The organism is Actinoalloteichus sp. AHMU CJ021 (assembly GCF_002895405.1).
In the GTDB taxonomy this organism is placed as follows: Bacteria; Actinomycetota; Actinomycetes; order Mycobacteriales; family Pseudonocardiaceae; genus Actinoalloteichus_B; species Actinoalloteichus_B caeruleus.
This window is the reverse complement of the sequence record NZ_CP025990.1, coordinates 5,656,445-5,677,761: the sequence shown is the minus strand read 5'-3', so window position 1 is coordinate 5,677,761 and position 21,317 is coordinate 5,656,445. Positions and strand designations below refer to the sequence as shown.

Below are 21,317 nucleotides of genomic sequence, written 5' to 3'. Positions count from 1 at the left end.
GGGTGGGCCGACGGGTCGAGGCGGCCGCCCGCCCGCGACCGGTTCCGCTGGTACGCGGCGCCCGGTGCCGGGGCGGGGCCCGGGGCGGGGCACGCCTACTCGTGGGTCACTCCGTACGCGCCCAGCTGGGCGCGGTAGAGCGTGGCGTAGACGCCGTCCCGAGCCATCAGATCCCGGTGTCGTCCCTGCTCGACGACGCGGCCGCCGGCCAGGACGAGGATGTGGTCGGCCATGCGCGTCGTGGAGAACCGGTGGGTGATGAGGATGGTGGTGCCGGCCCCGCCGGCAACGCCGACGTGCCGCGCCATCCGCTCGTACAGCTGGTGCTCGATCCGCGGGTCCAGGGCGGCCGTCGGTTCGTCGAGGAAGGTGAGCGCGGCGTCCGGGCGCATCATCGCGCGGGCGAGGGCGAGCTGCTGCCACTGCCCACCGGACAGTTCGAGGCCGTCGTACACGGCGCCGAGCTGGGTGTCGAGCCCGCGCGGCAGGGTCAGGACCAGCTCGCCCGCCCCCGCCCTGTCGACGGCCCGCTCGACGGCCTCCCGGTCGTCGAGGTGCTCGACGCGGCCGACCCCGATCGCCCGACCCGCGGGGAGGGCGAACTCGGCGCCGTCCTGGAAGGCCGCCGTGACGCGGTCCCGCCAGCGCGCCGGCGCGGTCTCGTCCAGGTCGACGCCGCCGACGGAGATGGCCCCGGTGGTGGGCCGGTACATGCCGGTGAGGAGTTTGACGAGGGTCGTCTTGCCGGCGCCGTTGTCCCCGACGACGGCGACGGTGCTCCCCTGCGGGATGTCCACCGTCACCCCGGAGAGCACCGGCTCCTCGGTGCCCGGATAGGTGAAGCCGACGTCCCGCAGCCGGATTCCCCCCGACGGGGACGACGGGAGCTCGACGGTCCCGGTGGCTTCGTGCTCGGCGGAGTACCGGCGCAGCCACAGGTACTGCTCGCCGCAGTGCAGCGCCTCGGCGAAACCGTCGAACTGGTCCGCGGCCTGGGCGAGCTGCGCCCGGAGCTGGCCAGCGAGGGTGATGAAGAGGATGAGGTCCCCGAGGGTGGCGTGGCCGCCCACGACCAGCCAGGCGACGAGGCCCAACGCGGCGAGGTACCCCAGGGTGTGGATCGCCCAGCCACCGAGTTTCCACCCGAGACCCCGCGACCTGGCCCGGTACGCGGTGTCCAACGCCGCGTCCCACGCTCGGTCGGCACTCGCGGCGACGACGTCGACGGCTCCCGCGAGCCGGAGTTCCCGCGCGCTGTGGTGGCTGGTCGCCATGCCGTGCAGCCGGGCGTCGTGCCTGCGCAGTTCCGCCGTGGCGGTCGCGGCCGCCCGGACCGGGCGCTGCGCGCGGTGGACCGCCCAGACGGGCGGCACGGCGAAAAGCACCAGGAGGACCAGCGCCGGGTGGACGCCGAACAGCAACCAGCAGGACAGCCCCACCTGGACGGCCACCGTGGCGAAGGTGACGAGTTGCCAGGGAGCGAACGCCAGTGACCTGGTCCCCCGGAGCAGCAGCGAGAGCCGATCGAGGTAGTCGGTGCGTTCGAGGTGTTCGATCGTCGGCACCGCCGTCACGGTCCGCAGGACCTCGGCGCTGACGAGAGCGTCGACGCGCTCGACGACGTCGGCCTGGAGGTTCGCCTTGGTGCGCAGCACCCCGCTGATGACCAGGTTTCCCAGGCCGCCGAGCAGCGCCGCGGCGAGCACCCCGGCGAGCACCCCGTTCGTGGCCGAGTCGGCCAGGTGCCGTTGGGCGACCGAGACCAGCGCGAAGCTGGCGGCTTCCAACGGCGCGAGGAGGGCGATGAGGAGCACGACGCGGCGGTGCGCCCGCCAGTGGAGCGTGACGAGATGCCGCCAGACGGCCCACCGCGTCGTCATGTGCCGACCCCCTCCGCGTCGTTGCCGGCGGTCGATGGGGGGTTCTCGGCGAACCGTGCGGTCTGGAGGCGGTGGAAGTCGTGGTACTCGCCGCCGAGCGCCAGCAGTTCGTCGTGGCTGCCCTCCTCGGCGACCCGCCCGTCCCGCAACAGCACGATGCGGTCGGCGTGCCGCACCGTGGACATCCGGTGCGAGACGATCAGCACGCTGACCCCCCGCGCGAGGTCCCTGACCTGGCGGTGGAAGTCGATCTCGGTGCGCACGTCGAGGTGGGCGGTCGGTTCGTCGAGCATGAGCAGGTCCCGGCCGTGGTGGACGGCGAACATCGCCCTGGCGAGGGCGACCTTCTGCCACTGGCCGCCGGACAGGTCCCGGCCGTCCGTGAGGTCCCGGGACATCGGGGTGTCCAGGCCGAGGGGCAGCGCACGCGCGATGGCGTCCACGCCGGTCGCGGCGGCCACCCGCGTGATCCCGGCCCGGTCGTCGCGGTGCTCGGGCGCGCCGAGGGCGATGTTGTCGGCGAGGGTCAGCGGGTAGCGGTTGGCGCTCTGGAACACGACGGCGATCCGCCGGCGCCAGTGGGTGGGGTCCAGAGCGGGGAGGGGGGTGCCCCCCACGGACACCACTCCCGCATCCGGCTCGATCAGCCCGCCGAGCATCGTGATCAGGGTGGTCTTGCCGGCGCCGTTGCGCCCGACGACGGCGAGGACCTCACCGGGGCGGATGTCGAGGTCGAGGCCGTCGAAGACCTTCTCCTCGCCTCCGGGGTAGGTGAACGTCAGGTCGCGGACCTGGATCCGGGGCGGGCTCGGGACCGCCGTGTCGGGAGTCGGCGCCGGGTGTTCCTGGTCGGTGGGGAACCGGGCGCGCAGCGAGTCGAGGGCTCCCACCGCCGCCCGGCCGTACTCGATGTCGAACGCCTCGATCCCCATCGCCCCCATCTGCAGGACCGCGAACGCGGCGACGACGCAGGAGAACAGGGCGCTGTGCGGGAGGTCCGTGCCCAGCACCGTGAGCCCGGGTACCAGCAGGGCCGCGGCGCCGGCTCCGAAGCCGAGCAGGTAGATCCAGTGCTGGCGGGAGAGGATCGACAGCCGCAGGGCGCGCAGGGGTTCGGACCAGCGGCGCTCCTCGTCGACTCGGACCGAGGTGAGCCAGCGGGAGAGCCCGAACAGCCGGATCTCCTTGGCCGCGGCGCCCTGCGAGCCGAGGCGGTCCCAGTAGCGGACGCGATCCAGGTGGGGTTGCCTCTCGGTGTCGGCGTGGGCCAGCCGCAACCACTGGCGTCGGATGGTCGCGCGCATCAGCAGCGACGCGAGCAGCAGGCCCGCGGCGAGGGGTGGTGAGACCTGGGCGACGACGGCCGCGCTGGCGAGGGCGGCGACCAGCCGGAAGGTGAGGGTGAGCTGGCCCGTGGCCGCCCGGCCGGGGCTGCGCCGCGCCCCGTGCCCGATGTCCGACGCCCGGGACACCAGGGCGGCGACGTCCGTCCTCGCCAGGTGCTCCACTCCGAGCGGACGGGTGGCCAGCCGCCGCACCTCGCCCCGGATCCGGCCGTCGATCCGGCCCGCGACCAGGAACTCGACGTCACCCCGGACGGACAGCGCGGCCTGTTCCACCAGCAGCAACGCGGCGATGGCGGTGAGTGGCAGCGCCAGGGTGGACGGTGGGGCGCCGAGGGCGCTGACGTCACTGATCCGGGAGACCAGCCAGCCGCCGCACAGCGCGATCGCGGCGGGCGCGAGGGCGGCGGCCGTGTGCGACGACAACAGGACCGCCAGCGGTCCACGATCGCCGTGGAGGAGCGCGAGGAGGCGGAACCGTTCGACCGCCAACATCCGCCAGCGCGCCGTCGCGGTCCGGGCACCCTTCACCACGGTGGACGTCACCGATCCCGGTCCTGGTCGGGTTCGCCGGGTCCACGAACCCCTCGTGGAACCAGGCCGCCGACGGTGCCCCGTTCGGACCTGCCTCCCCGGTTCGCCCCGGTCGTCGCTCGGTCCCCGGGCCGGGAGCCCGGGGCGCCGCGACTGCCTCGTGGCGCGTGGTCGGCGGTGGCCCCGGTGCCCGGGGCGGGAACGGCGCGCACTCAGCACCCGGCCGGGCGGTACGGCGCGATGGGGTTGCGGAGTGTCCCGACCAGCCGCAACGCCGCGGTCGGATCCGCGAGGTCGACCATCTGGCGGGTGTCGCGGAGTTGGAGGCGGTTCAGGCAGGACAACGCGAACTCGTCGGCGAACAGGTCGTAGCGGCGGACGCGGTCGGCGAGGTGCGGGACGGCCCGCACGTAGTCCGCCGCGCACTCGCCGACGGTGCGCCAGAACGCGTCCTCGTCGAGCACGCCACGGGTGTGCAGGACCGCGCTGAGGAAACGGAGGAACCCGTCGAACACGTCCGACAGGATGGAGAGCAGTCTCATGTGTTCCGGCACGTCCGCGTACACGCGGGCGACCTCGTCGGGAAGGGGCGCGTCGGGGTCCATCACGACGACCTCCTCGGCGATGTCCTTGTGGATGACCCGTTCCACGACTCCGCCGGACAGCACGAGGATCACGTTCTCGCCGTGCGGCATGAACGCCAGCCCGTGGGCGTAGAAGCAGTGCAGCAGCGGGACCAGGTAGGCGTCCAGGTACCGGCGCAACCACTCGGCCGGGGGCAGGCCGGACTCCTCGATGAGCGCGGCGGCGAGGGCGTGGCCGTCACGGTCGACGTGCAGCAGTGCGGCCATGGAGCTCAGCCGCCTGCCCGGTTCGAGCGTGGGTACCGGGCTCTCCCGCCACAACGCGGCGAGCATCTTCCGGTACGGGGAGGTGCGTTCGGTCGCGGCGTCGAGGTGGCGGTGGTGGTAGCCGACGGAGGCCAGCTCCCGGAGGATCGACACCCTGGTCGACACCAGCAGTTCGTCGCCGGCGATGAGGTCGGCGACCCAGTCGTTGATCGCCGGGGTGGCGGCCATGTAGGCGGCCGACAGCCCGCGCACGAACCCCATGTTGACCACGGACAGGGCGGTCTTGACGTAGTGCCGTCGCGGGTTCGTCACGTTGAACCAGGTGCGCACCGACTGTTGGGGCTGGTACTCGTCCGGCCCCTCCCCCAGGCACACCAGCCTGCGGGCGCCGAGCTCGGCGGCGAAGGTCACCGACACGCGGTGCCACCACTGCCACGGGTGCACGGGCAGCAGCAGGTAGTCGTCGGGGTCGAGGCCCAGCCCGCCCAGCACCGCGGCGAACGACGCGCGGGTCCGGTCGTCGAGTTCGGCCGACACCAGCGCGTCGTAGTCGAGGTGCCCGGAACAGCGGAAGGTGCAGTGATCGCGATGGGCGGCCAGCCACACGAGCCGTGTCGGTCGGGCGCTCTCCGGGGTGTAGCGGTGCTGGCCGTCGACGCCGAAGCCGATCCGGCCGCTGTTGGCGACGAAGGCGGGGTGGCCCTCGGGGAGGTTCGCCTCGATGGTCTGGAAAGCGGCGCGGCTCAGTTCCGCGGCGCCGGGGGCAGGGGTGGCGAGCCGGAACGCGGCGGCGGCGAGGGTCGCGCTGATCTCCTCCAGGTAGGTGGGGAGCGGTTCGCCGTCGAGGTCGAGGGCGCTCCGGAAGTCGAGGAAGAAGCCGAGCGCGTCCAGGGGGGTTTCGGCTCCACCCTGGTGGCGGACCACACTCGCCGCGTCCACCACCCAGTGGTCGAGGGCCAGCACGGACGCGGTGAACCGGTACTCCACCGAGGGGTCGTCGCCGCGCACCAGGTAGGTCGAGCCGTCCCCGGTTGGCCGTGGGCGCAGCAGCCGTTCGTGCGCGAACTCGCCGAGGGCCTTGGCCAGCAGCGCGCGACTCGCCAGGTCCCACGACGTGGGGGTCAGGTGGGCGACCGACTCGTCCGGGGTCACGGCACCTCCGTCATCCGGGTGCCGTCCCGGAAGCCGTCCCGGGTGCACGTGCTCAACAGGGCGACCTTCTCGGGTTTGACGACCGGGCCTCGCGCGGCGAAACCGACGGCCGCGTTGAGGGCTTGCACCGCCGTGTTGCGGACGTCCGGTTCGACCACCACCCGCCGGGTCGCCGGGTCGTCGAAGAGCCAGCACATCACCGTGCTGATCACGGCGTGGCTGAAACCGCGCACCGGGCGGTCGGTGGGGGCGCACAGGAAGTGCATGCCGACGTCACCGTCCTGGGCGGGGTACAGGCCGCGCAGTTCCACCCTGGTCGGGTCGTACCGTTCCGCCAGGAACGCCGGTTCTCCCCGCCACAGCCCGAGGAACGCGTCGTGGTGCGGGTGGGCGGTGATACGCCGGTACTCGGCCGCGACGGCCGCGACGTCCCAGTCGCCCATCAACCAGAACCGCGCCTTGGGGTGGGTGACCCAGCGGTGGAGCAACGGGGCGTCGGCGTCGGGGTCGAGGTCGCGGAGCGCGAACTCGCCCAACTCCGGGTGCACCCGGCGGTAGCGGATCTCGGTCACGGTCCGGCCCCGAGGTGGACGGGGTACGCGGGGAGCGCGGTCGTCCTCCCGTGCGGGCGTGGCACCGGCGGGTGGGCGGCCCGCCCGTGGCGGGGTGGGGCGGGGCGAGCGGACGTCAGGGGCCCCGGGTCACCGGCGGCCGGGGCCGGCGGGCGCGGCGCTGGTCGGCTCCTCCCCGGTGGTGGTGCCGACGGTCGCGGGATCCGCTCGGGGCGGGCACGGTCGAGGGCCGTCCCGGCCCGGTGGTGGGACTCGACCGGGCGGGAGGATCGGTGGTTCAGGCGGACGGTGACGACGTCATGGACGGGCATGCCGCTCTCCGTTCCGCGGTGTCGGGGGCGGTGTCCGCGTGGTGAGCCCGGACGTGGTCACCCGCGTGTTCGGCGACCAGCTCGGCGAGCCGCGTGATGTCCTCGACGGTGGTGCGCGGGTTGAGCAGCGTGAGTTTCAGGTAGTGGCGGCCGCGCACCCGGGTGGCCGCGACGACGGCGTCGCCGGTACCGGCGAGGGCCTCGCGGGCGTGCAGGTTCGCCTCGTCCACCAGCTCCGGGTCCGCTCCCTCGGGGAGGTGGCGGAACACGACGGTGCTCAGTGGTGACCGCGTCACCACCTCGAACCGGGGGTCGGCGCTGAGCGCTCGCCACGCCTCGGAGGTGCGCTCGACCAGCTCGTCGACCAGCTCGCCGAGCTGGTCCGCTCCGGTGACGCGCAAGGTCAGCCAGAGTTTGAGCGCGTCGAAGCGGCGGGTCGTCTGCAGGCTCTTGTCGACCTGGTTGGGGATGTCCCGATCCGCCATCCAGCGCGGGTTCAGGTAGTCGGCGCGGTCGGTGGCGTGCCGGAGCGCGGTTCCGTCGCGGACGACGAGCGCGCTGGAGCTGACGGGTTGGAAGAACGTCTTGTGGAAGTCGATGGTGACCGAGTCGGCACGGTCGATCCCGGTGAGCAGGTGGGACCGGGTGCGTGAGAGCAGCAGGCCGCCCCCGTAGGCGGCGTCGACGTGCAGCCAGACCCCGGCGTCGGCGCACCGGGCGGCGATCTCGGGCAACGGGTCGATACTGCCGAAGTCGGTGGTGCCGGCGGTCGCGACGACCGCGACCACGTGCTCGCCGCGTCGCCGGCAGCGGTCCAGTTCCCGTGCCAGGGCGGTGGGCGACATCCGCCAGGACCGGTCGGTGGGAACGGGCAGCACCGCGCCCGGTCCGAGGCCGAGCAGCCTGGCGGCCTTGCGCACGCTGAAGTGCCCGACCTCCGAGACCAGGACGCGCAGCCGGGGCCACTGCCCGTGCCGATCGGTGCCAGCGCCCAGCCCGGCGAGCAGTTCCTCCCTGGCGAGCAGCAGCCCCTGGAGGTTGGACTGCGTTCCTCCGCTGGTGAAGACCCCGTCGGCTCGGTCGTCGAAGCCGATCCTGCGGGCCGTCCAGTCGACCAGGCGGCGTTCGATCAGGGTGGCCCCGGCGCTCTGGTCCCAGGTGTCGAGTGAGGAGTTGAGGGCGCTGAGCACCACTTCGGCGAGGAGGGCGGGAATCGCGACCGGGCTGTTGAGGTGCGCGAGGTACCGGGGGTGGTGGTAGAAGATCGCGTCCCGCAGGTAGACGTCCACCAGCTCGTCGAGGGCGGCGGTGGTGTCGGCCAGTGGCCGGTCGAGGTCCACCGAGGACACGACGGAGTCGAGTTCGTCCGGGGAGATCCCGGTGCAGGGCCGCCGCGCGTCCGCCACGGTGCGCGCCACCTGGTCGATCCCCTCCGAGAGCACCTGGCGGTAGTGCTCGACCGTCTCGTTGTGCAGCAGGTGGGCGCGGGCTGCCCTCCGCGCGGAGGCGGTTCCCTGACCGGGTAACATGGGCGGCGATGGCGGTTCGACCACGGCCATGCCACGCCTCCCGGAGTTCGGTGCTGGTGATCACCAGTTTCGGAGAGTAACACGGTGGTCGCGGATCTCCAGGGGCGATTCGGCCCGCGCCTCGTCGCCGATGGTCACTCCGATGGCCTCGACCGCGCCAGTGGATCCCCGACCCGAACCAGGTCACCCCGCGCCCAGAGCGGGAACTGGTCGTGGTGGTGGGGGTGGTCGGTCCTGCCCGCCGCTCCGAACGGCACGACCCAGTGGCTGTCCTCGCGTCGGGCGAGGTCCCAGACGAACCGGGCGACGGGCGCGCGGGTGAACGCGTGGGTCGAACCGGGGACGCTCGAGGTGGCCAGCACGCAGTCGTGGTCGCCTCCGACGCCCTGCGGCGGCGTGGCACATCGGTCGGGCAACGCCCGCCACGGCGCGAAGCGGTGCCGGTCGCCCCAGGTCAGTCCCGGGGGCGCCGCCGTCGTCGCGACCGAGTCCACGGCGGCCCGCAGGATCGCGATCAGGTCCCGTCCGTCGAGCAGACCACCGGCGAGGACGGACGTGAGCGCGTAGGCGGTGCGGGGCACCGGGTCCAGCCACGGCTGGAACACCTCCGGGTAGGGCAGGGGCACGGCGAGCGCCCGCAGCGCGGGGTGGGCGACCAGCCCACGCACCACCTCGGAGCGGACGTCGGCGAACTCGACGGCCACACGGCTGTCGACCTCCATCCGCCGGTCCCACGCGGCCAGCCGCCGCACCAGCGAGGTCGCCTCCGCTCCCAGACCGGGCAGGTCGGCGGCCAGGGCGATCAGCGGGGCCGCCGTGGCGAGCAGGGTGTCGTGGTGCACGGCGCCCAGCTCCTCGGCGGTCCAGTCACCCGCTCGCCCCAGGAGTTCGGTGATCCGGCGGTGCCGGTGGGGGGCTGCGAACTCGACGCCCAGCGGTGCCGCGAGCCCGCGTTCGTTGGCCATCACGGCCACGCCGCCGACCTCGGACCGGGGCAGGGGCCGCCAGCCCTGCCACGCGTACCGGGGATCGTCGGCGGGTACCACCCGCCAACCGTTGGTCTCGTCCCGGTCGGGCACGGCCCCGGCGACCCGGTGCAGTGTGCCGCCCGCGATGTCGGCGGCGAGCACCACGTTGACCGGTTCCACCCAGCGGTCCAGGGCCCGGTCGACGTCGGCGACCGTCCGCGCGGCGAGCAGCGCGGGTAGCGCGGCGAATCCGGCGTCGGCCAACGCCCTCGGCGGGTACCGCAGGCTCAGCGCCACCGGCTCGTCCGGCCCGCCGACGACGACGGGGCCGCGCGCGGTCTCCACCACCTCGACGAACTCGTCGGGGCCGCCCGCCACCCGCAGCGCCTCCCGGTGCGCCGGGGCGGGGCGCCAGCCCCTCGGGCCGAGCGCCTCGACGCCGCTCCCCCGCCGGCGCAGGCGCTCCGCGTACAGGTCCTGGCAGTCGGCCATCGCGTTCGTGATCGCCCACGCCACCCCTCCCGTGTGGCCGAAGTGCGGGATGCCCGGTACCCCGGGAACGGCGAACCCGACCACGTCGTAGTCGGGGCAGGCCAGCCCGATCTGCTGGTACATGCCGGGGTCCTCCGCGTACCGGTGGGGGTCCCCGGCGAGGAGCGCGGAACCGGTCGCGGTGTGCTCCGAGGTCACCAACCACCCGTTGCTGCCCGCCGTGCCCGGCGCGTCCGCGGCGAGGACCTCGACCCCGGCGGCGCCGAGCAGGCGGGACGCCTCGGTCCGCCACAGCTTGGCCGGGAAGGCCGCGAAGAGGATGTGGTGCGACAGCCACACCGCCAACGGTGTCCACGTCCGCCACCGCCCGGGGCGCACGCCGACGATGTCGAACTCGGGGGCGGTGCGGGCTCCTTCGGCGAGCCCGGCGTTGACGCCGGCCACGTACCGCCCGAGCCACCGGGCGGTGCCGGGGTCGAGCGCCCGCAGGCACCGCTTCGCGGTGTCGGCCAGGCGGGCCCGCCGTGCGAACCGGTCCCAGTCGAGGGCGGCCGGTCCGAGGAAGGCCGCGGTGGTGCCCTGCGCGCGGTGCCGCTCCACCTCGAGCTGCCAGGCCCGGTCCCGCGCGGTCACGACTCCCTGGAGGTGCGCGAGGTCGTCGGGATCGCGGGCCACGAGGTGCGGTACGCCCCAGTCGTCCCGCAGCACGCCGTCCGGGTCATCGCGCACGTCCGCCTCCCGTCCGTCGCGGTGGCCGCTCTGCCACCGCCAGGTGGGTTCGGCCTCGTCCGCGTCGGGTGGGACGAGGCGGGTCCCCGGTGACCGACGCGTGTGGCCCGAGCCCGAGGGCGGCCGCTGGTCGCCCGCGCGGGCGCTGGGCTACCAGGTTCCGGCCGGGATCGCCACGACGTCCCGGGTGGACGGCGGGCTCCCGAACCCTCCTACCGGGCCGCCGGATCATGGTAACTTGCCGGATCGGCACGGTCGCCGTGCGCGACTTCCCACGCTGCGCGGACCAGCGAGGAGTGACGTGAGAACCGACGAGTCCCGCCCTCATCCCGCCGGCCCGGTGTTCGAGTTCGACGCGGGTGCCCTCGGACTGATCGCGCTGCACCCGCTCGTCCCGGCGGCGGACGTCGACCTGGTCCATCGGTGGGTGACACAGGACCGCGCCCGTTTCTGGGGGATGACCGGCCTGAGCCGCGCGGAGGTCCTGGACGCCTACCGGTACGTGGACTCCCTGCCGACGCACCACGCCTTCCTCGCGCGCCGACGCGGCGTGCCGGTGGGTCTGGTGCAGACCTACGAGCCAGCCGAGGACCCGATGGGCGACTACTACGAGGTGCGGCGGGGGGACATCGGGTTCCACCTGTTCAGCGGCCCCCCGGCTGGTGACCCGGAGCGGGGTTTCACCTCCGCCCTCCTCGCGGCCGTGGTGGCCTTCGTGTCGCGCGACCCGGCCGTTCGTCGGGTGGTGGCCGAACCGGACGCCCGCAACGCCAAGGTCCTCGACCTGCTGCGGCGCAACGGTTTCGACCTCGGTCCCGAACTCCGGATGGCGGACAAGACGGCGCGTCTCGCGGTGTTGGACCTCGGAGCCGACCAGCGTTGACAGGCCCGGGAACCACCGGTACGAAGGGAATGGTCACCGAGGGTGGCGACGCGTGGCGGTTCGTCGCCCGGCTCGGATCAGCGGACGAGTAGGCGGGAACCACGTGAGCATTCTCCGTCCACGCGACTTCTACCACTTCGGCTACGTCGTCGACGACCTCGACGCGGCGGCCAGGCACCTCACCGCGTTGTCCGGGGCTCGCTGGACGACTCCTGTCGAGTTCGAGATGGGGCTCCGGTACGGCGGGGTCGACCGCGAGGTCGAGTTCCCGGTGGTCTACTCGCTCGAGGCGCCGCACTTCGAGCTCATCCAGGCGACGCCGGGCACCCCGTTCTCGAACGGGGCGGGGGGTGGGGTGCACCACCTGGGGTACTGGGCCCAGGACTTCGCGTCCGACCTGGACCGGTTGCGCGACCTGGGGTTCACCGAGGAGGTCGTCGGCCTCGACGACGACGGTGGGCCGTGGGGGTTCGCCTACTTCACCGGTCCGACCGGGCAACGGTTCGAGATCGCCGACCGGGCGACGTTCGACGAGGGTTGGGACGGTTTCCTGAACTCCCGGGTGGCCTGACCCGCTCCCCCGCGCCGCGCGTGTTCCACCCGGGACGAGGTGGCCGGGGCGCGGGGGTGCATGGATGTGGTGCGGCCTGGTGCCGAGGGCGGTCGACGGCTCTCCGCGACGAGGCCGGTCCTCGGGGTGGACGTCGCCTCGCGCGGGCGCTCGCCCGACTCGGACACGGAGGTGAGGTGAGCGGCGCCGGGGCTTCCGCCGGGGTCCGGGTCTGCCGCGCGCCGTTCCCCGTCGCCCCTTCCGCGACCGCTCCCGGGAAACACCGGACCCGGGGGCGGGTGGGCGCCGTGGGGGGCCTGTCCGGGGACGACCGGGCGGGCCGGGGAGCGCCTGGCGGCCGGCTCCCCCGCCACGGCCCGGGTGGTTCCCGTGGGGCGGTTCCCGATGCGTCGAGGCCCGAGGGCCCGGATGCGACCCGCCGCCCGGGACGCTCGTCGCCGGGGTCTGGTGGAGGGCTCGCGGGCGGCGAACCGTGCGGGCGGCCGCTGGGGTGGGGCCGGGTCACCGGCCTTGGTCGCGCAAGCCCGACCAGACGCGGTCCGGGGTGAGTGGCAGCGTGGTGAAGCGAACGCCGGTCGCGTCGCGCACGGCGTTGGCGAACGCGGGTGCCACCGGGACGAACGGGCTCTCGCTCACGGACTTCGCCCCGAAGGGCCCGAGGTCGTCGGTGGTGACCGCGAAGTGGACCTCGGTGCGAGGGGTGTCGGCGAAGGTGGGGATGCGGTAGCCGCGCAGCGCGGTGGTGGTGACGGCCCCGGTGGGGTCGAGGCGGATCTCCTCGGACCGGGTGGCGCCCAGCGCCTGGGCCACTCCACCCTCGACCTGCCCCCGGCACTGGAGCGGGTTGACCACGGTGCCGGCGTCGGCCGCGTGGACGCTGCGCAGGATGCGGATCTCTCCGGTGTCCGGGTTCACCGCGACGCGGAACCAGTGGGCGTTGAACGACACCGAACGGGGTGTCCCCCGGGAATGGCCGGTGGCCGTCAGGCTGGTGCCGGCGGCGAGCGCGGCGGCGTGGAGCCCTTCGAGCGGGACGCGGTCACCCGCGCACACGACGGCGCCGTCGGTGAGGCGGCAGCGCGCCCGGTCCAGCGCGTGGAACGTGGCGGCCGCGTCGAGGAGGGTGTCCACGAGGGCGCGGGCCGCCCGCAGGACGGCCGCGCCGGCGACGACGGTGCCGGTGGATCCGAACGCTCCGGTGTCGTGCCCGACCAGCGCGGTGTCGGACTGGTGCACGGTGACCCGGTCCACCGTGGTGCCCAGCGCGGTCGCGGCGATCTGGCGGTGCACCGTGGTGGTGCCGTTGCCGAACTCGGCGGTGCCGACGGCGAGCGCGAAGGTGCCGTCGGGCAGCAGGGTGAGCGCCGCATCGGCGAGGTGCCCGCGCGGGGGGATGGTGGCGATCATCGCGACGGCGGCGCCGTCCCCGACGAGCCACCCCGGGGGTGCCGGCTCGGCTGGGGAGCTCCCGGCGGCGCGGACGACGCGGAGGCACTGGTCGAGACCGTAGCCGCCGAGGTGGAGATCGTGTTCGGTGTCGCCGGGAGCGACCAGGTCGTCGCCGGGCCGGATGAGGTTGCGTTCGCGCAGCGTGAGCGGGTCGAGGCGCAGGCGCCGGGCCAGCTCGTCCAGTGCGGACTCGACGGCGAAGGTGACCTGCCCGAGCCCGTAGCCCCGGAAGGCCCCGGAAGGCACGGTGTGGGTGTAGACGGAGCGGGCGTCGGTCCGCTTGTTGGGGCACCGGTAGAGGGCCACCGACTCGCCGCAGCCGTGGAGGAGCACGCCGGGGCCGTGGTTGCCGTAGGCGCCGGTGTCGGCCACCACGTGCAGCTTCAGCGCGGTGAGGGTGCCGTCGTGGCGGGCCCCGGCCGTGACGGTGACGGTGAACGGGTGGCGGGTGGTGGCGGCGGTGAACTGCTCGGCGCGGGTGAACTCGAGGCTGACCGGGGCGCGCGACCTCAGCACCGCGAGGGCCACCACGTCCTCGACGAGCATCTCCTGTTTGCCGCCGAAACCGCCGCCGAGCCTGGCCGTGACGACGCGGACCCGGTCCGGGGGCAGGTCGAACAGCGCGCACAGCGCGCGGCGGGTCAGGAACGGCGCCTGGGTGCTGGACCGGATCACCAGTCGCTCCGCGCCGGTGGCGGGATCGGCGTCGAGCCAGCCGATCGCGCCGTGGGTCTCCAGGCTCGCGTGTTGCACGCGCCGGGTGTGGAAGGTGTTCTCGTACACCGCGTCCGCCGACCTCAGTCCGGCGTCGACGTCGCCGACCCCGGCGTGCAGCTCGGCCACCACGTTGTCCCGTGGCCGGGCGATCCGACTGGTCACGGGGTCCTTGTCGTGCACGACGGGCGCGCCGGGTGCGGTGGCGGCTTCCAGGTCGGTCACGGCGGGCAGCACCTCGTAGGTCACGGCGAGGCGGCGGCAGCCCTCCTCGGCGGCGGACACGGTGTCGGCGACCACGGCGGCGACGCGCTGGCCGACGTGTCGAACGACGTCGTCGAGCAACCGGGTGTCGGCGGGGTCGTCGTCGACGGATTCGTGCAGGGCGGAGGAGTACAGCCGGGGTGGCGCGTCCTCGTGGGTGAGCACCAGGCGCACGCCGGGAACCCGGAGCGCCTCGTGGGTGTCGATCGCCAGGACGCGGGCGTGGGCGTGCGGGGAGCGCAGCAGCTTCATGTGCAGCAGTCCGGGCACGTCCAGGTCCAGGGTGTAGCGGGCCGTCCCCGTCACGATCCCCGGTCCGGCCGGTGCCCCGGGGCTTCGACCGACGGCCGTCCCGGCCTGGGGGCGTTCGACGTGCCGGACGCCGCGCAGCGCGTCCTCGATGGCCCGGTAGCCGGTGCAGCGGCACAGGTTGCCCTTGAACAGGCGGCGCAGCTCCTCCGGTGGGGTTCCCGCGAGCCCGGCGGCGGTGTCCAGGCCGGCGGCGGTCATGACGAACCCGGGGGTGCAGAAGCCGCACTGGAACCCCTGCGCGTCGAGGAACCGCCGCTGGACCGGGTGGGGGTGCCCGTCGCGCGCCAGGCCCTCGATCGTGGTGACCCGCCGACCGACGGCGCGGAACGCCGGGAACACGCACGAGTGCACCGGAACCCCGTCCACGTGCACGGTGCAGGCTCCGCAGTCGCCGGCGTCGCACCCCTTCCTCACCCCGAGTAGGCCCCGCTCGCGCAGGTAGGTGCGCAGGCACTGCCCCGGTCGGGTCGGGCCGTCGAGGGACCGGCCCTACCCGCTCGACGAACGCGCACGACGACGGTGCCGCGCGGCCGGTGATGCCCCAGCTCGCGCCGGTGCCGGCCGGTGGTCAGCGGCGGGAGCCGTCCTCGGCGTCCCGCTCCCGCAGGCGCTGCTCCTCCATCCGGGTCTCGGCCCGGATCTCCCGTTCCCGCTGGAGCCAGTCGGGGTTGTCGGCCCTGAGCTGGTTGATGTCCGCCGTGGTGAGCGCGTCGGTGATCCCGGCCCTGGCGAGGCCGCTGATGGAGACGCCGAGCCGGGCGGCCACCACGGGCCGGGGGTGCGGTCCGTCGCGCCGCAGGTCACGCAGCCAGTCCGGCGGATCGGCCTGGAGCGCGTTCAGCTCGTCCCGCGAGACGACCCCCTCCTGGAACTCGGCTGGGGTCGCGTCGAGGTAGACCCCCAGCTTCTTCGCCGCGGTGGCGGGCTTCATCGTCTGCGGGGTCTTCCGTGCCGTCATACCCGCCAGGATAACGAGCGCCTGGGGCGAGCGCGGTCACGCCCGGTAACCTGGCGCCGTGGCAGGACCGGAGGCACCTCACTCGTTCAGACTGGCGCACGTACCGGGAGTCACCCCGGGCAAGTGGGCGCGGATCTGGGAGGAACGCTTCCCCGAAGTCACCCTGGCCGTGCTCCCCGTCGACGTCCCGGACGCCGTGGGACTGGTGCGGGACGGCGGGGCGGACGCGGCCGTCACCCGGTTGCCCATCGACCGCACCGGCCTGCACGCGATCCCCCTGTACTCGGAGACCTCGGTGGTGGTCGTGCCGAAGGAGCACTTCGTGGCCGCCGCCGAGGTGGTGTCGAGCGAGGACCTGGCCGACGAGGTCCTGCTGCACCCCCAGGACGACGTGCTGGAGTGGGAACGCCCACCGGGGCGGGTCGCGGGTGAGCGGCCGGCGACCACCGCGGGCGCGTTCGAGCGCGTGGCGGCCGGCGCCGGCCTCCTCGTCGTCCCCCAGTCACTCGCCCGTCTCCACCACCGCAAGGACCTGACCTGGCGCCCGGTCTCCGACGCACCCGAGTCGGGGGTGGCGTTGGTGTGGTTGGACGTCGAGACCACCGATCTGATGGAGCGGTTCATCGGGGTCGTGCGCGGGCGCACCGTCAACAGCAGCCGGGGGGTGCCCCAGGCGGAGCCGGCCCCGGCGAAGCGGGAACGCGGCACGACCGATCGTCGGGAACGCCGGACGCCGGCGGCCGGCAACCGGAAGGGCGGAGGTCCCCGCCGGGCACCCCGCGCGTCGGGCCGTCGCGGTCGCCGTCGCTGATCTCGGGCACCCGCGAACGGCGATCCGCCGGGGACCCGCTCCGCCACCTCGGCGTCGTCGATCGCCCGGCCCGGCCACCGGGACGTCACCGGCGCCGTCTGGTCGTGGAACCCTCGGGCTTCGATGTTCGGCGTCGCGGTTGGCCGGTCAGGCCGCGTAGTGCAGGACCACGACCCCGTTGGCGAGAGCGCGGGTCCTCGTGTGCGTGAACCGCCGTCGGTCGAGGTTCTCGAACAGCGGTGCGCCGGCACCGAGGACGACGGGGTGCAGCATGAGTTTGTACTCGTCGACGAGGTCCAGGGCGGCGAGTTCCGCGACGACGCTGGCGCTGCCGATGACCGCGATGTCACCCGCCACCTCGCGCTTCACGGCGGCGACGGTCTCCCGCCGCAGGTCGGTGAGGACACGAGCGGGAGCGTGACCACCCCACGGCGCGCGGTCGAGGGTCGTCGACACCACGGCCTTCGGGGTGTCGTTCATGTGCCGGGTGATCTCGGGGTGGTCGGTGCGCACGGTCGGCCAGTAGCCAGCCAGCTCCTGGTACGTGACCCTGCCGAGCAGGATCAGGTCCACGGTGCGTTGTTGGGCGAGTGTCTCCTCGTCCATGTCGCCGTCGAACGTCTCGGTCACCCAGCTCTGGTCATTGCCGGGGCCGCTCATCCTGCCGTCCAGGGTGAGGAACTCCGTCACCACGATCCTGCCCATCACTCACCACTCCACCCTCGTCGGGGCGGGGGACGCCCAGCCGGCGCGGCACCCGGCGCCCCGGTGGCGGAGCCCGGTCGCGCCGCCACCGGGGATGCCGTACCGCACGAAGCCCCCGCATCGTCACTTGCAAAAAGCAAGCTAACACTTGCGATAAACACACTCGCATCGGGTGGCCAGCGCCGCGGCCGCTGGGCTCGGAGTTCCCCTCGGCAGGTCGTCCCTTGCGCTCACTCCCTCCCATCCCGCCGGTGTTCCGCCGCCTCCACCACCGAAGGGCCTCGAACCCGGCGTTCACCGTCTCCTGACCTCGAGGAGAGCGGGCAGGCGTGGCGGCCCGCACGCCGTCATGGCCACCGACCGGACACCTGACCCCGCCGCCGGGACGACCTCGGGGCAGTGACCACGAGCCCCAGTAGTCCGCGTGTGGACCGCCTCCCCTCCCGGGGCGGGACCACGACCCGCCAGGGTTCAACCCCGGCCAACCACCCCCACCGGCCCAGCGCCCGCGCGGCCGACTCCGCGGGCGGCTCCCGGTAGCGTTACCGGCTGCGTCCGACGGTCGCCGGATGTCCAGATCGGACGCGAATGGGCGAGGAGGCTCCGATGTCAGACCACACCGGCGTGCCCGGACGCGGCGGCGAGGGCGACGCGCCCGGGGCGCCGGAGCGGAGCGGGGGCGTCCGGGAGGTGAAGTCGGCGGCACGCACCCTCGAGCTCCTGGAACTCCTCGCCGCGCGCCAGAACCGCCCGGCTCGGCTCCGGGAACTCAGCGAGGCGCTGGGAATGCCCCGGAGCAGCTGCCACGCCCTGCTGCGGACGCTGGTGAAGCACGGCTGGGTGCGCACCGACGCCTCGGGGGCGCTGTACGCCATCGGCATCCGCGCCCTCCTCGCGGGCACCACCTACCTGGACACCGACGCCCACGTGCGGGTCGCCAAACCGGTGCTGGACTCGCTGGGCGAACTCCTCGACGAGACGTTCCACTTCGGGCGGCTGGCGGGCGAGGACGTGGTGTACCTGGTGACCCGGGCGTCGAGCCAGTACCTGCGGCCGCACAGCCGGGTCGGTCGCCGACTGCCGGCCTACTCGACCGCCCTGGGCAAGGCCCTGCTGGCGGAACTGCCCGCCCCCGAGCTCGCGGAGCACCTGCCGGCCGAACTGACCGCGTTGACCGAGCACACGCGCACGGACCGGGCCGCCCTCGAACGCGACCTCGCGGCCGCGCGTGAACGGGGGTATGCGATCGACCGGCAGGAGAACAGCCTGGGCCTGCACTGCTTCGCGATGCCGCTGCGCTACTCGACACCGGCGAGCGACGCGATCAGCGCCTCGGTGCCGGTGGCCCGGCTCACCCCGGCCCGTGAGGCCGACATCGTCGCCGCGATGTTCCGGGCGCGGGAGCGGATCGAGCACGCGGCATTGACCGCCGAGCTGGGCTCGCTGGGCAGCGCCTGACGGGACGGGGGCACCCCACCACCTGGCGTCTTCCCCCGTGGATCGCGTCTACCCATGTGGACAATCGGCGGTTAGGCTGCGTCGGTACCCGCCGTTCGCCGGCCCCGGGTCGGCCGTACAGCCGGAGGAACAGGATGCGCGACGCGGCCATGATGGAGCACCGCATCCGGGAGGTGCGGATCACCCCGGTCGCCTTCCGGGACCTGCCCCTGCTCAACACGGTCGGGGTCCACGAACCGTTCGCGCTGCGCGCGGTCATCGAGGTCCTGACGGACTCGGGCCTGACCGGGTTGGGCGAGACCTACGGCGACGCCGGGCACCTCGACCGGCTGCGCCTCGCCGGTGCCGCTCTCGTGGGCGTCGACGTCTGGCACCTCAACGAGCTGGCTCGCCGGGTGCGGGCGGTGGTGGCCGGGGACCACGGCACGCGTGGCCACGGGATGAGCGGCATGGTCACCGGCAGCAGCACCGCCGACCGGGTGCTCTCCCCCTTCGAGGTGGCGTGCCTGGACATCCAGGGCAAGGCGCTCGGCCGACCCGTGAGCGACCTGTTGGGCGGAGCGGTCCGCGACCGGGTCGACTACAGCGCCTACCTCTTCTACAAGTGGGCCGGGCACCCGGGGGCCGAGCCGGACCACTGGGGTGAGGCGCTCACCCCGGACCAGATCGTCGCGCAGGCCCGCCGCATGGTCGACGAGTACGGGTTCGGCGCGATCAAGCTCAAGGGCGGCGTGTTCCCGCCCGAGGAGGAGGTCGCCGCGATCCACGCCCTGCGGGAGGCCTTCCCGGACCACCCGCTGCGGGTCGACCCCAACGGTGCCTGGAGCGTGGAGACCGCCATCCGCGTCGGCCGCGAACTCGACGGCGTCATCGAGTACCTGGAGGACCCGACCACGGGCATCGAGGGCATGGCCAGGGTCGCCGAGGCGGTGTCGACTCCGCTGGCGACGAACATGTGCGTCGTCGCCTTCGACCACGTCAGGCCCGCCGTCGCCCGTTCGGCGGTGGGCGTGGTCCTCTCCGACCACCACTTCTGGGGTGGTCTGCACCGCTCCAGGACGTTGGCGGGGATCTGCGACACGTTCGCGCTCGGGCTGTCGATGCACTCGAACTCGCACCTGGGCATCAGCCTCGCCGCGATGACCCACCTCGCGGCGGCCACGCCGAACCTCACCTACGCGTGCGACACGCACTGGCCGTGGAAACACCCCGAGGACGACGTGGTCGTACCGGGCGCGCTGCGCTTCGAGGCGGGAGCGGTCCCGGTACCGACCGCTCCCGGGCTGGGCGTGGAACTCGACCGCGACGCGCTGGCCCGGCTCCACGAGCGCTACCTGTCCTGCGGCATCCGGGAGCGGGACGACACCGGGTACCTGCGCCGTTTCGAGCCCGCGTTCGACCCGACCGCGCCCCGCTGGTGACCGGCGACGGCCACCGGGGCTCGGGCACGCGCGACACGGGAGGAGTCCGTCCGATGCGGATCGTGCTCACCGACCCCATCATCGACAGGTTCCGGGACGAGCTGACCCGGGGCGGGAGCGACGGCCACGACTGGGAGTTCCTGGTGGGCCGGCCGGACGAGGAGGTCATCTCCCGCCTCGATGACGCCGAGGTGCTGGTGGCCTCCCGGGTGTCGGCGGAGATGGCCGGGGCCGCCCCCGCCCTGCGGCTGGTGCACGTGACCGGGGCGGGGGTGGACCGGGTCGCGCTGGACGCGCTGGCCCCGGCGGTCCACGTGTGCAACACCTTCCACCACGGCCGGTCGATCGCCGAGTACGTGGTGATGGCCGCGATCATGCTGTTCCGCCGGGTGCCGCGCGCCGACCGGTCACTGCGGGCCGGTCGGTGGGAGTCGGTCGCGCTCGACCCGGCGGTCCCCCTGGGGGGCACCCTCGCCGGGCGGACGGTGGGCCTGGTGGGCATGGGTGAGATCGGGGGTGCGGTCGCCAGGGCGGCCAGCGCCCTGGGGATGCGGGTGCGGGCCGTGCGGCGCGACCCGCGTGCCCCGGTTCCGCCGGGGGTGGTGGTGGACCGGGTCGACGGCCAGGACCGCCTGCCGGACCTGTTGGCGTCCTCGGACCTGGTCGTCCTGACCGTCCCGCTGTCGGCGGAGACCCGGGGGCTGGTGGGTGCGGCGGAGCTGGCGGCGATGCGCCCGGACGCGGTGCTGGTCAACGTGTCGCGGGGGCCGATCATCGACGAGGACGCGCTGTACGAGGCGCTGGCGGAACGGCGCATCGGCGGTGCCGCGCTGGACGTCTGGTGGGGCCACCCGAAGGACGGGCTGGGCGCCCGGGGCTACTCGCGGCCCTTCGACGCGCTCGACAACGTCGTGATGACCCCGCACCATTCGGGCCACACCCTGGAGACCTTCGCCGGCCGCGCCCGCGACATCGCGGCGAACATCGGCCGCCTCTCCAGTGGTCATCCGTTGGAGAACGTCGTGCGAGCTGGCGTCCGGCCGTGGCCCTCCTGATCGGGGGCCGCGCCCGGCGGCCGAGGGACGCCGCCACCGCCTTCGGACCCCGGGTGAGAAGACCCCGGAGCGACGCGGCGCCACAGTGATGCCGGGGAAGGTGTCCCGGTAGGGCTCTCCGATCCCGGACGTGCCCGGGCAGCCGGATGGCGGGAGGGCGGGTCGGGCCAGTCGCGCCCGCCCCAGCGCCGGCCTGGTCGTCGCTGGGCGGCCGACCTCATCCGGGGGCGGCGCGTGTTCGGCTGGCCGGGTGATCGGGAACCCGCACGGGAGTCCGACACCACCGCACACGGCCGAGCCAGCCCGGCTCGCCGGTGTCGGGACCGGATCGATGGGCCGCGACCGCTTTGAGGGT

The 21,317-nt window shown here is 74.0% G+C and carries 15 protein-coding genes; 6 read left to right on the top strand and 9 right to left on the bottom strand.

Annotated elements, in window-relative coordinates; all coding sequences use genetic code 11:
- Positions 1 to 95 precede the first annotated feature (95 nt).
- From C1701_RS23925 to C1701_RS23895, 6 genes are all read right to left on the bottom strand, one after another.
- Positions 96 to 1,880: an ABC transporter ATP-binding protein gene (locus C1701_RS23925; RefSeq protein WP_103056666.1), complete on the bottom strand. Its 1,785-nt coding sequence runs from the start codon at positions 1,878 to 1,880 to the stop codon at positions 96 to 98.
- Positions 1,877 to 3,769 carry an ATP-binding cassette domain-containing protein gene (locus C1701_RS23920; protein ID WP_103056665.1) on the bottom strand — a complete coding sequence of 631 codons (1,893 nt, stop codon included), beginning with the start codon at positions 3,767 to 3,769 and terminating at the stop codon, positions 1,877 to 1,879. The genes C1701_RS23925 and C1701_RS23920 overlap by 4 nt, the downstream gene beginning before the upstream one ends.
- A gap of 200 nt (positions 3,770 to 3,969) precedes the next feature.
- Positions 3,970 to 5,760, bottom strand: coding sequence for an IucA/IucC family protein (locus C1701_RS23910; protein WP_103056664.1), 1,791 nt, complete (start codon positions 5,758 to 5,760; stop codon positions 3,970 to 3,972).
- Positions 5,757 to 6,332: a GNAT family N-acetyltransferase gene (locus C1701_RS23905; RefSeq protein WP_103056663.1), complete on the bottom strand. Its 576-nt coding sequence runs from the start codon at positions 6,330 to 6,332 to the stop codon at positions 5,757 to 5,759. Before C1701_RS23905 ends, C1701_RS23910 begins: the two co-directional genes overlap by 4 nt.
- 277 nt (positions 6,333 to 6,609) lie before the next feature.
- On the bottom strand, positions 6,610 to 8,202 hold the full coding sequence (locus C1701_RS23900; protein WP_103056662.1) for a pyridoxal phosphate-dependent decarboxylase family protein: 1,593 nt from the start codon (positions 8,200 to 8,202) through the stop codon (positions 6,610 to 6,612).
- Positions 8,203 to 8,306: 104 nt separating this feature from the next.
- Positions 8,307 to 10,361, bottom strand: coding sequence for a penicillin acylase family protein (locus C1701_RS23895; RefSeq protein ID WP_337661919.1), 2,055 nt, complete (start codon positions 10,359 to 10,361; stop codon positions 8,307 to 8,309).
- Between the two features lie 301 nt (positions 10,362 to 10,662).
- Between C1701_RS23895 and C1701_RS23890 the strand changes: the two genes are divergently transcribed.
- Both C1701_RS23890 and C1701_RS23885 read left to right on the top strand, forming a co-directional pair.
- Complete coding sequence (locus tag C1701_RS23890) at positions 10,663 to 11,244, top strand: GNAT family N-acetyltransferase (protein WP_337661918.1); 582 nt, start codon at positions 10,663 to 10,665, stop codon at positions 11,242 to 11,244.
- Between the two features lie 103 nt (positions 11,245 to 11,347).
- Positions 11,348 to 11,815 carry a VOC family protein gene (locus tag C1701_RS23885; RefSeq protein WP_337661917.1) on the top strand — a complete coding sequence of 156 codons (468 nt, stop codon included), beginning with the start codon at positions 11,348 to 11,350 and terminating at the stop codon, positions 11,813 to 11,815.
- Between the two features lie 501 nt (positions 11,816 to 12,316).
- Here C1701_RS23885 and C1701_RS23880 read toward each other — a convergent pair.
- A complete protein-coding gene (locus C1701_RS23880) occupies positions 12,317 to 14,968 on the bottom strand; it encodes a molybdopterin-dependent oxidoreductase (RefSeq protein ID WP_337661916.1) in 2,652 nt (883 codons plus the stop codon).
- A gap of 154 nt (positions 14,969 to 15,122) precedes the next feature.
- Positions 15,123 to 15,512: a DUF5997 family protein gene (locus C1701_RS23875; RefSeq protein ID WP_103056658.1), complete on the bottom strand. Its 390-nt coding sequence runs from the start codon at positions 15,510 to 15,512 to the stop codon at positions 15,123 to 15,125.
- A 58-nt stretch (positions 15,513 to 15,570) separates the two neighbouring features.
- Here C1701_RS23875 and C1701_RS23870 point away from each other — a divergent pair, with 58 nt between their 5' ends.
- Positions 15,571 to 16,323 carry a LysR family transcriptional regulator substrate-binding protein gene (locus C1701_RS23870; protein ID WP_103056657.1) on the top strand — a complete coding sequence of 251 codons (753 nt, stop codon included), beginning with the start codon at positions 15,571 to 15,573 and terminating at the stop codon, positions 16,321 to 16,323.
- Positions 16,324 to 16,470: 147 nt separating this feature from the next.
- Here the strand turns inward: C1701_RS23870 and C1701_RS23865 are convergent, their stop codons facing one another.
- A complete protein-coding gene (locus tag C1701_RS23865; RefSeq protein WP_103056656.1) occupies positions 16,471 to 17,028 on the bottom strand; it encodes a dihydrofolate reductase family protein in 558 nt (185 codons plus the stop codon).
- Between the two features lie 606 nt (positions 17,029 to 17,634).
- On the opposite strand from C1701_RS23865, the gene C1701_RS23860 reads away from it, so the two are divergent.
- From C1701_RS23860 to C1701_RS23850, 3 genes are all read left to right on the top strand, one after another.
- On the top strand, positions 17,635 to 18,486 hold the full coding sequence (locus C1701_RS23860; RefSeq protein ID WP_051313741.1) for an IclR family transcriptional regulator: 852 nt from the start codon (positions 17,635 to 17,637) through the stop codon (positions 18,484 to 18,486).
- 134 nt (positions 18,487 to 18,620) lie between these two features.
- Entirely contained in the window at positions 18,621 to 19,907 is a 1,287-nt protein-coding gene (locus C1701_RS23855; RefSeq protein ID WP_030106251.1) for an enolase C-terminal domain-like protein, read from the top strand.
- Positions 19,908 to 19,960: 53 nt separating this feature from the next.
- The gene (locus C1701_RS23850) at positions 19,961 to 20,962 is read left to right on the top strand and encodes a 2-hydroxyacid dehydrogenase (protein ID WP_103056655.1); all 1,002 of its coding nucleotides are present in this window, start codon (positions 19,961 to 19,963) and stop codon (positions 20,960 to 20,962) included.
- Positions 20,963 to 21,317 lie beyond the last annotated feature (355 nt).

Bases quoted from the DNA above. Each gene is read 5' to 3' on its own strand.
- C1701_RS23855 (WP_030106251.1), top strand. From the start codon at position 18,621: ATGCGCGACGCGGCCATGATGGAGCACCGCATCCGGGAGGTGCGGATC.
- C1701_RS23860 (WP_051313741.1), top strand. From the start codon at position 17,635: ATGTCAGACCACACCGGCGTGCCCGGACGCGGCGGCGAGGGCGACGCG.
- C1701_RS23875 (WP_103056658.1), bottom strand. From the start codon at position 15,512: ATGACGGCACGGAAGACCCCGCAGACGATGAAGCCCGCCACCGCGGCG.
- C1701_RS23850 (WP_103056655.1), top strand. From the start codon at position 19,961: ATGCGGATCGTGCTCACCGACCCCATCATCGACAGGTTCCGGGACGAG.
- C1701_RS23865 (WP_103056656.1), bottom strand. From the start codon at position 17,028: ATGGGCAGGATCGTGGTGACGGAGTTCCTCACCCTGGACGGCAGGATG.
- C1701_RS23925 (WP_103056666.1), bottom strand. From the start codon at position 1,880: ATGACGACGCGGTGGGCCGTCTGGCGGCATCTCGTCACGCTCCACTGG.
- C1701_RS23900 (WP_103056662.1), bottom strand. From the start codon at position 8,202: ATGGCCGTGGTCGAACCGCCATCGCCGCCCATGTTACCCGGTCAGGGA.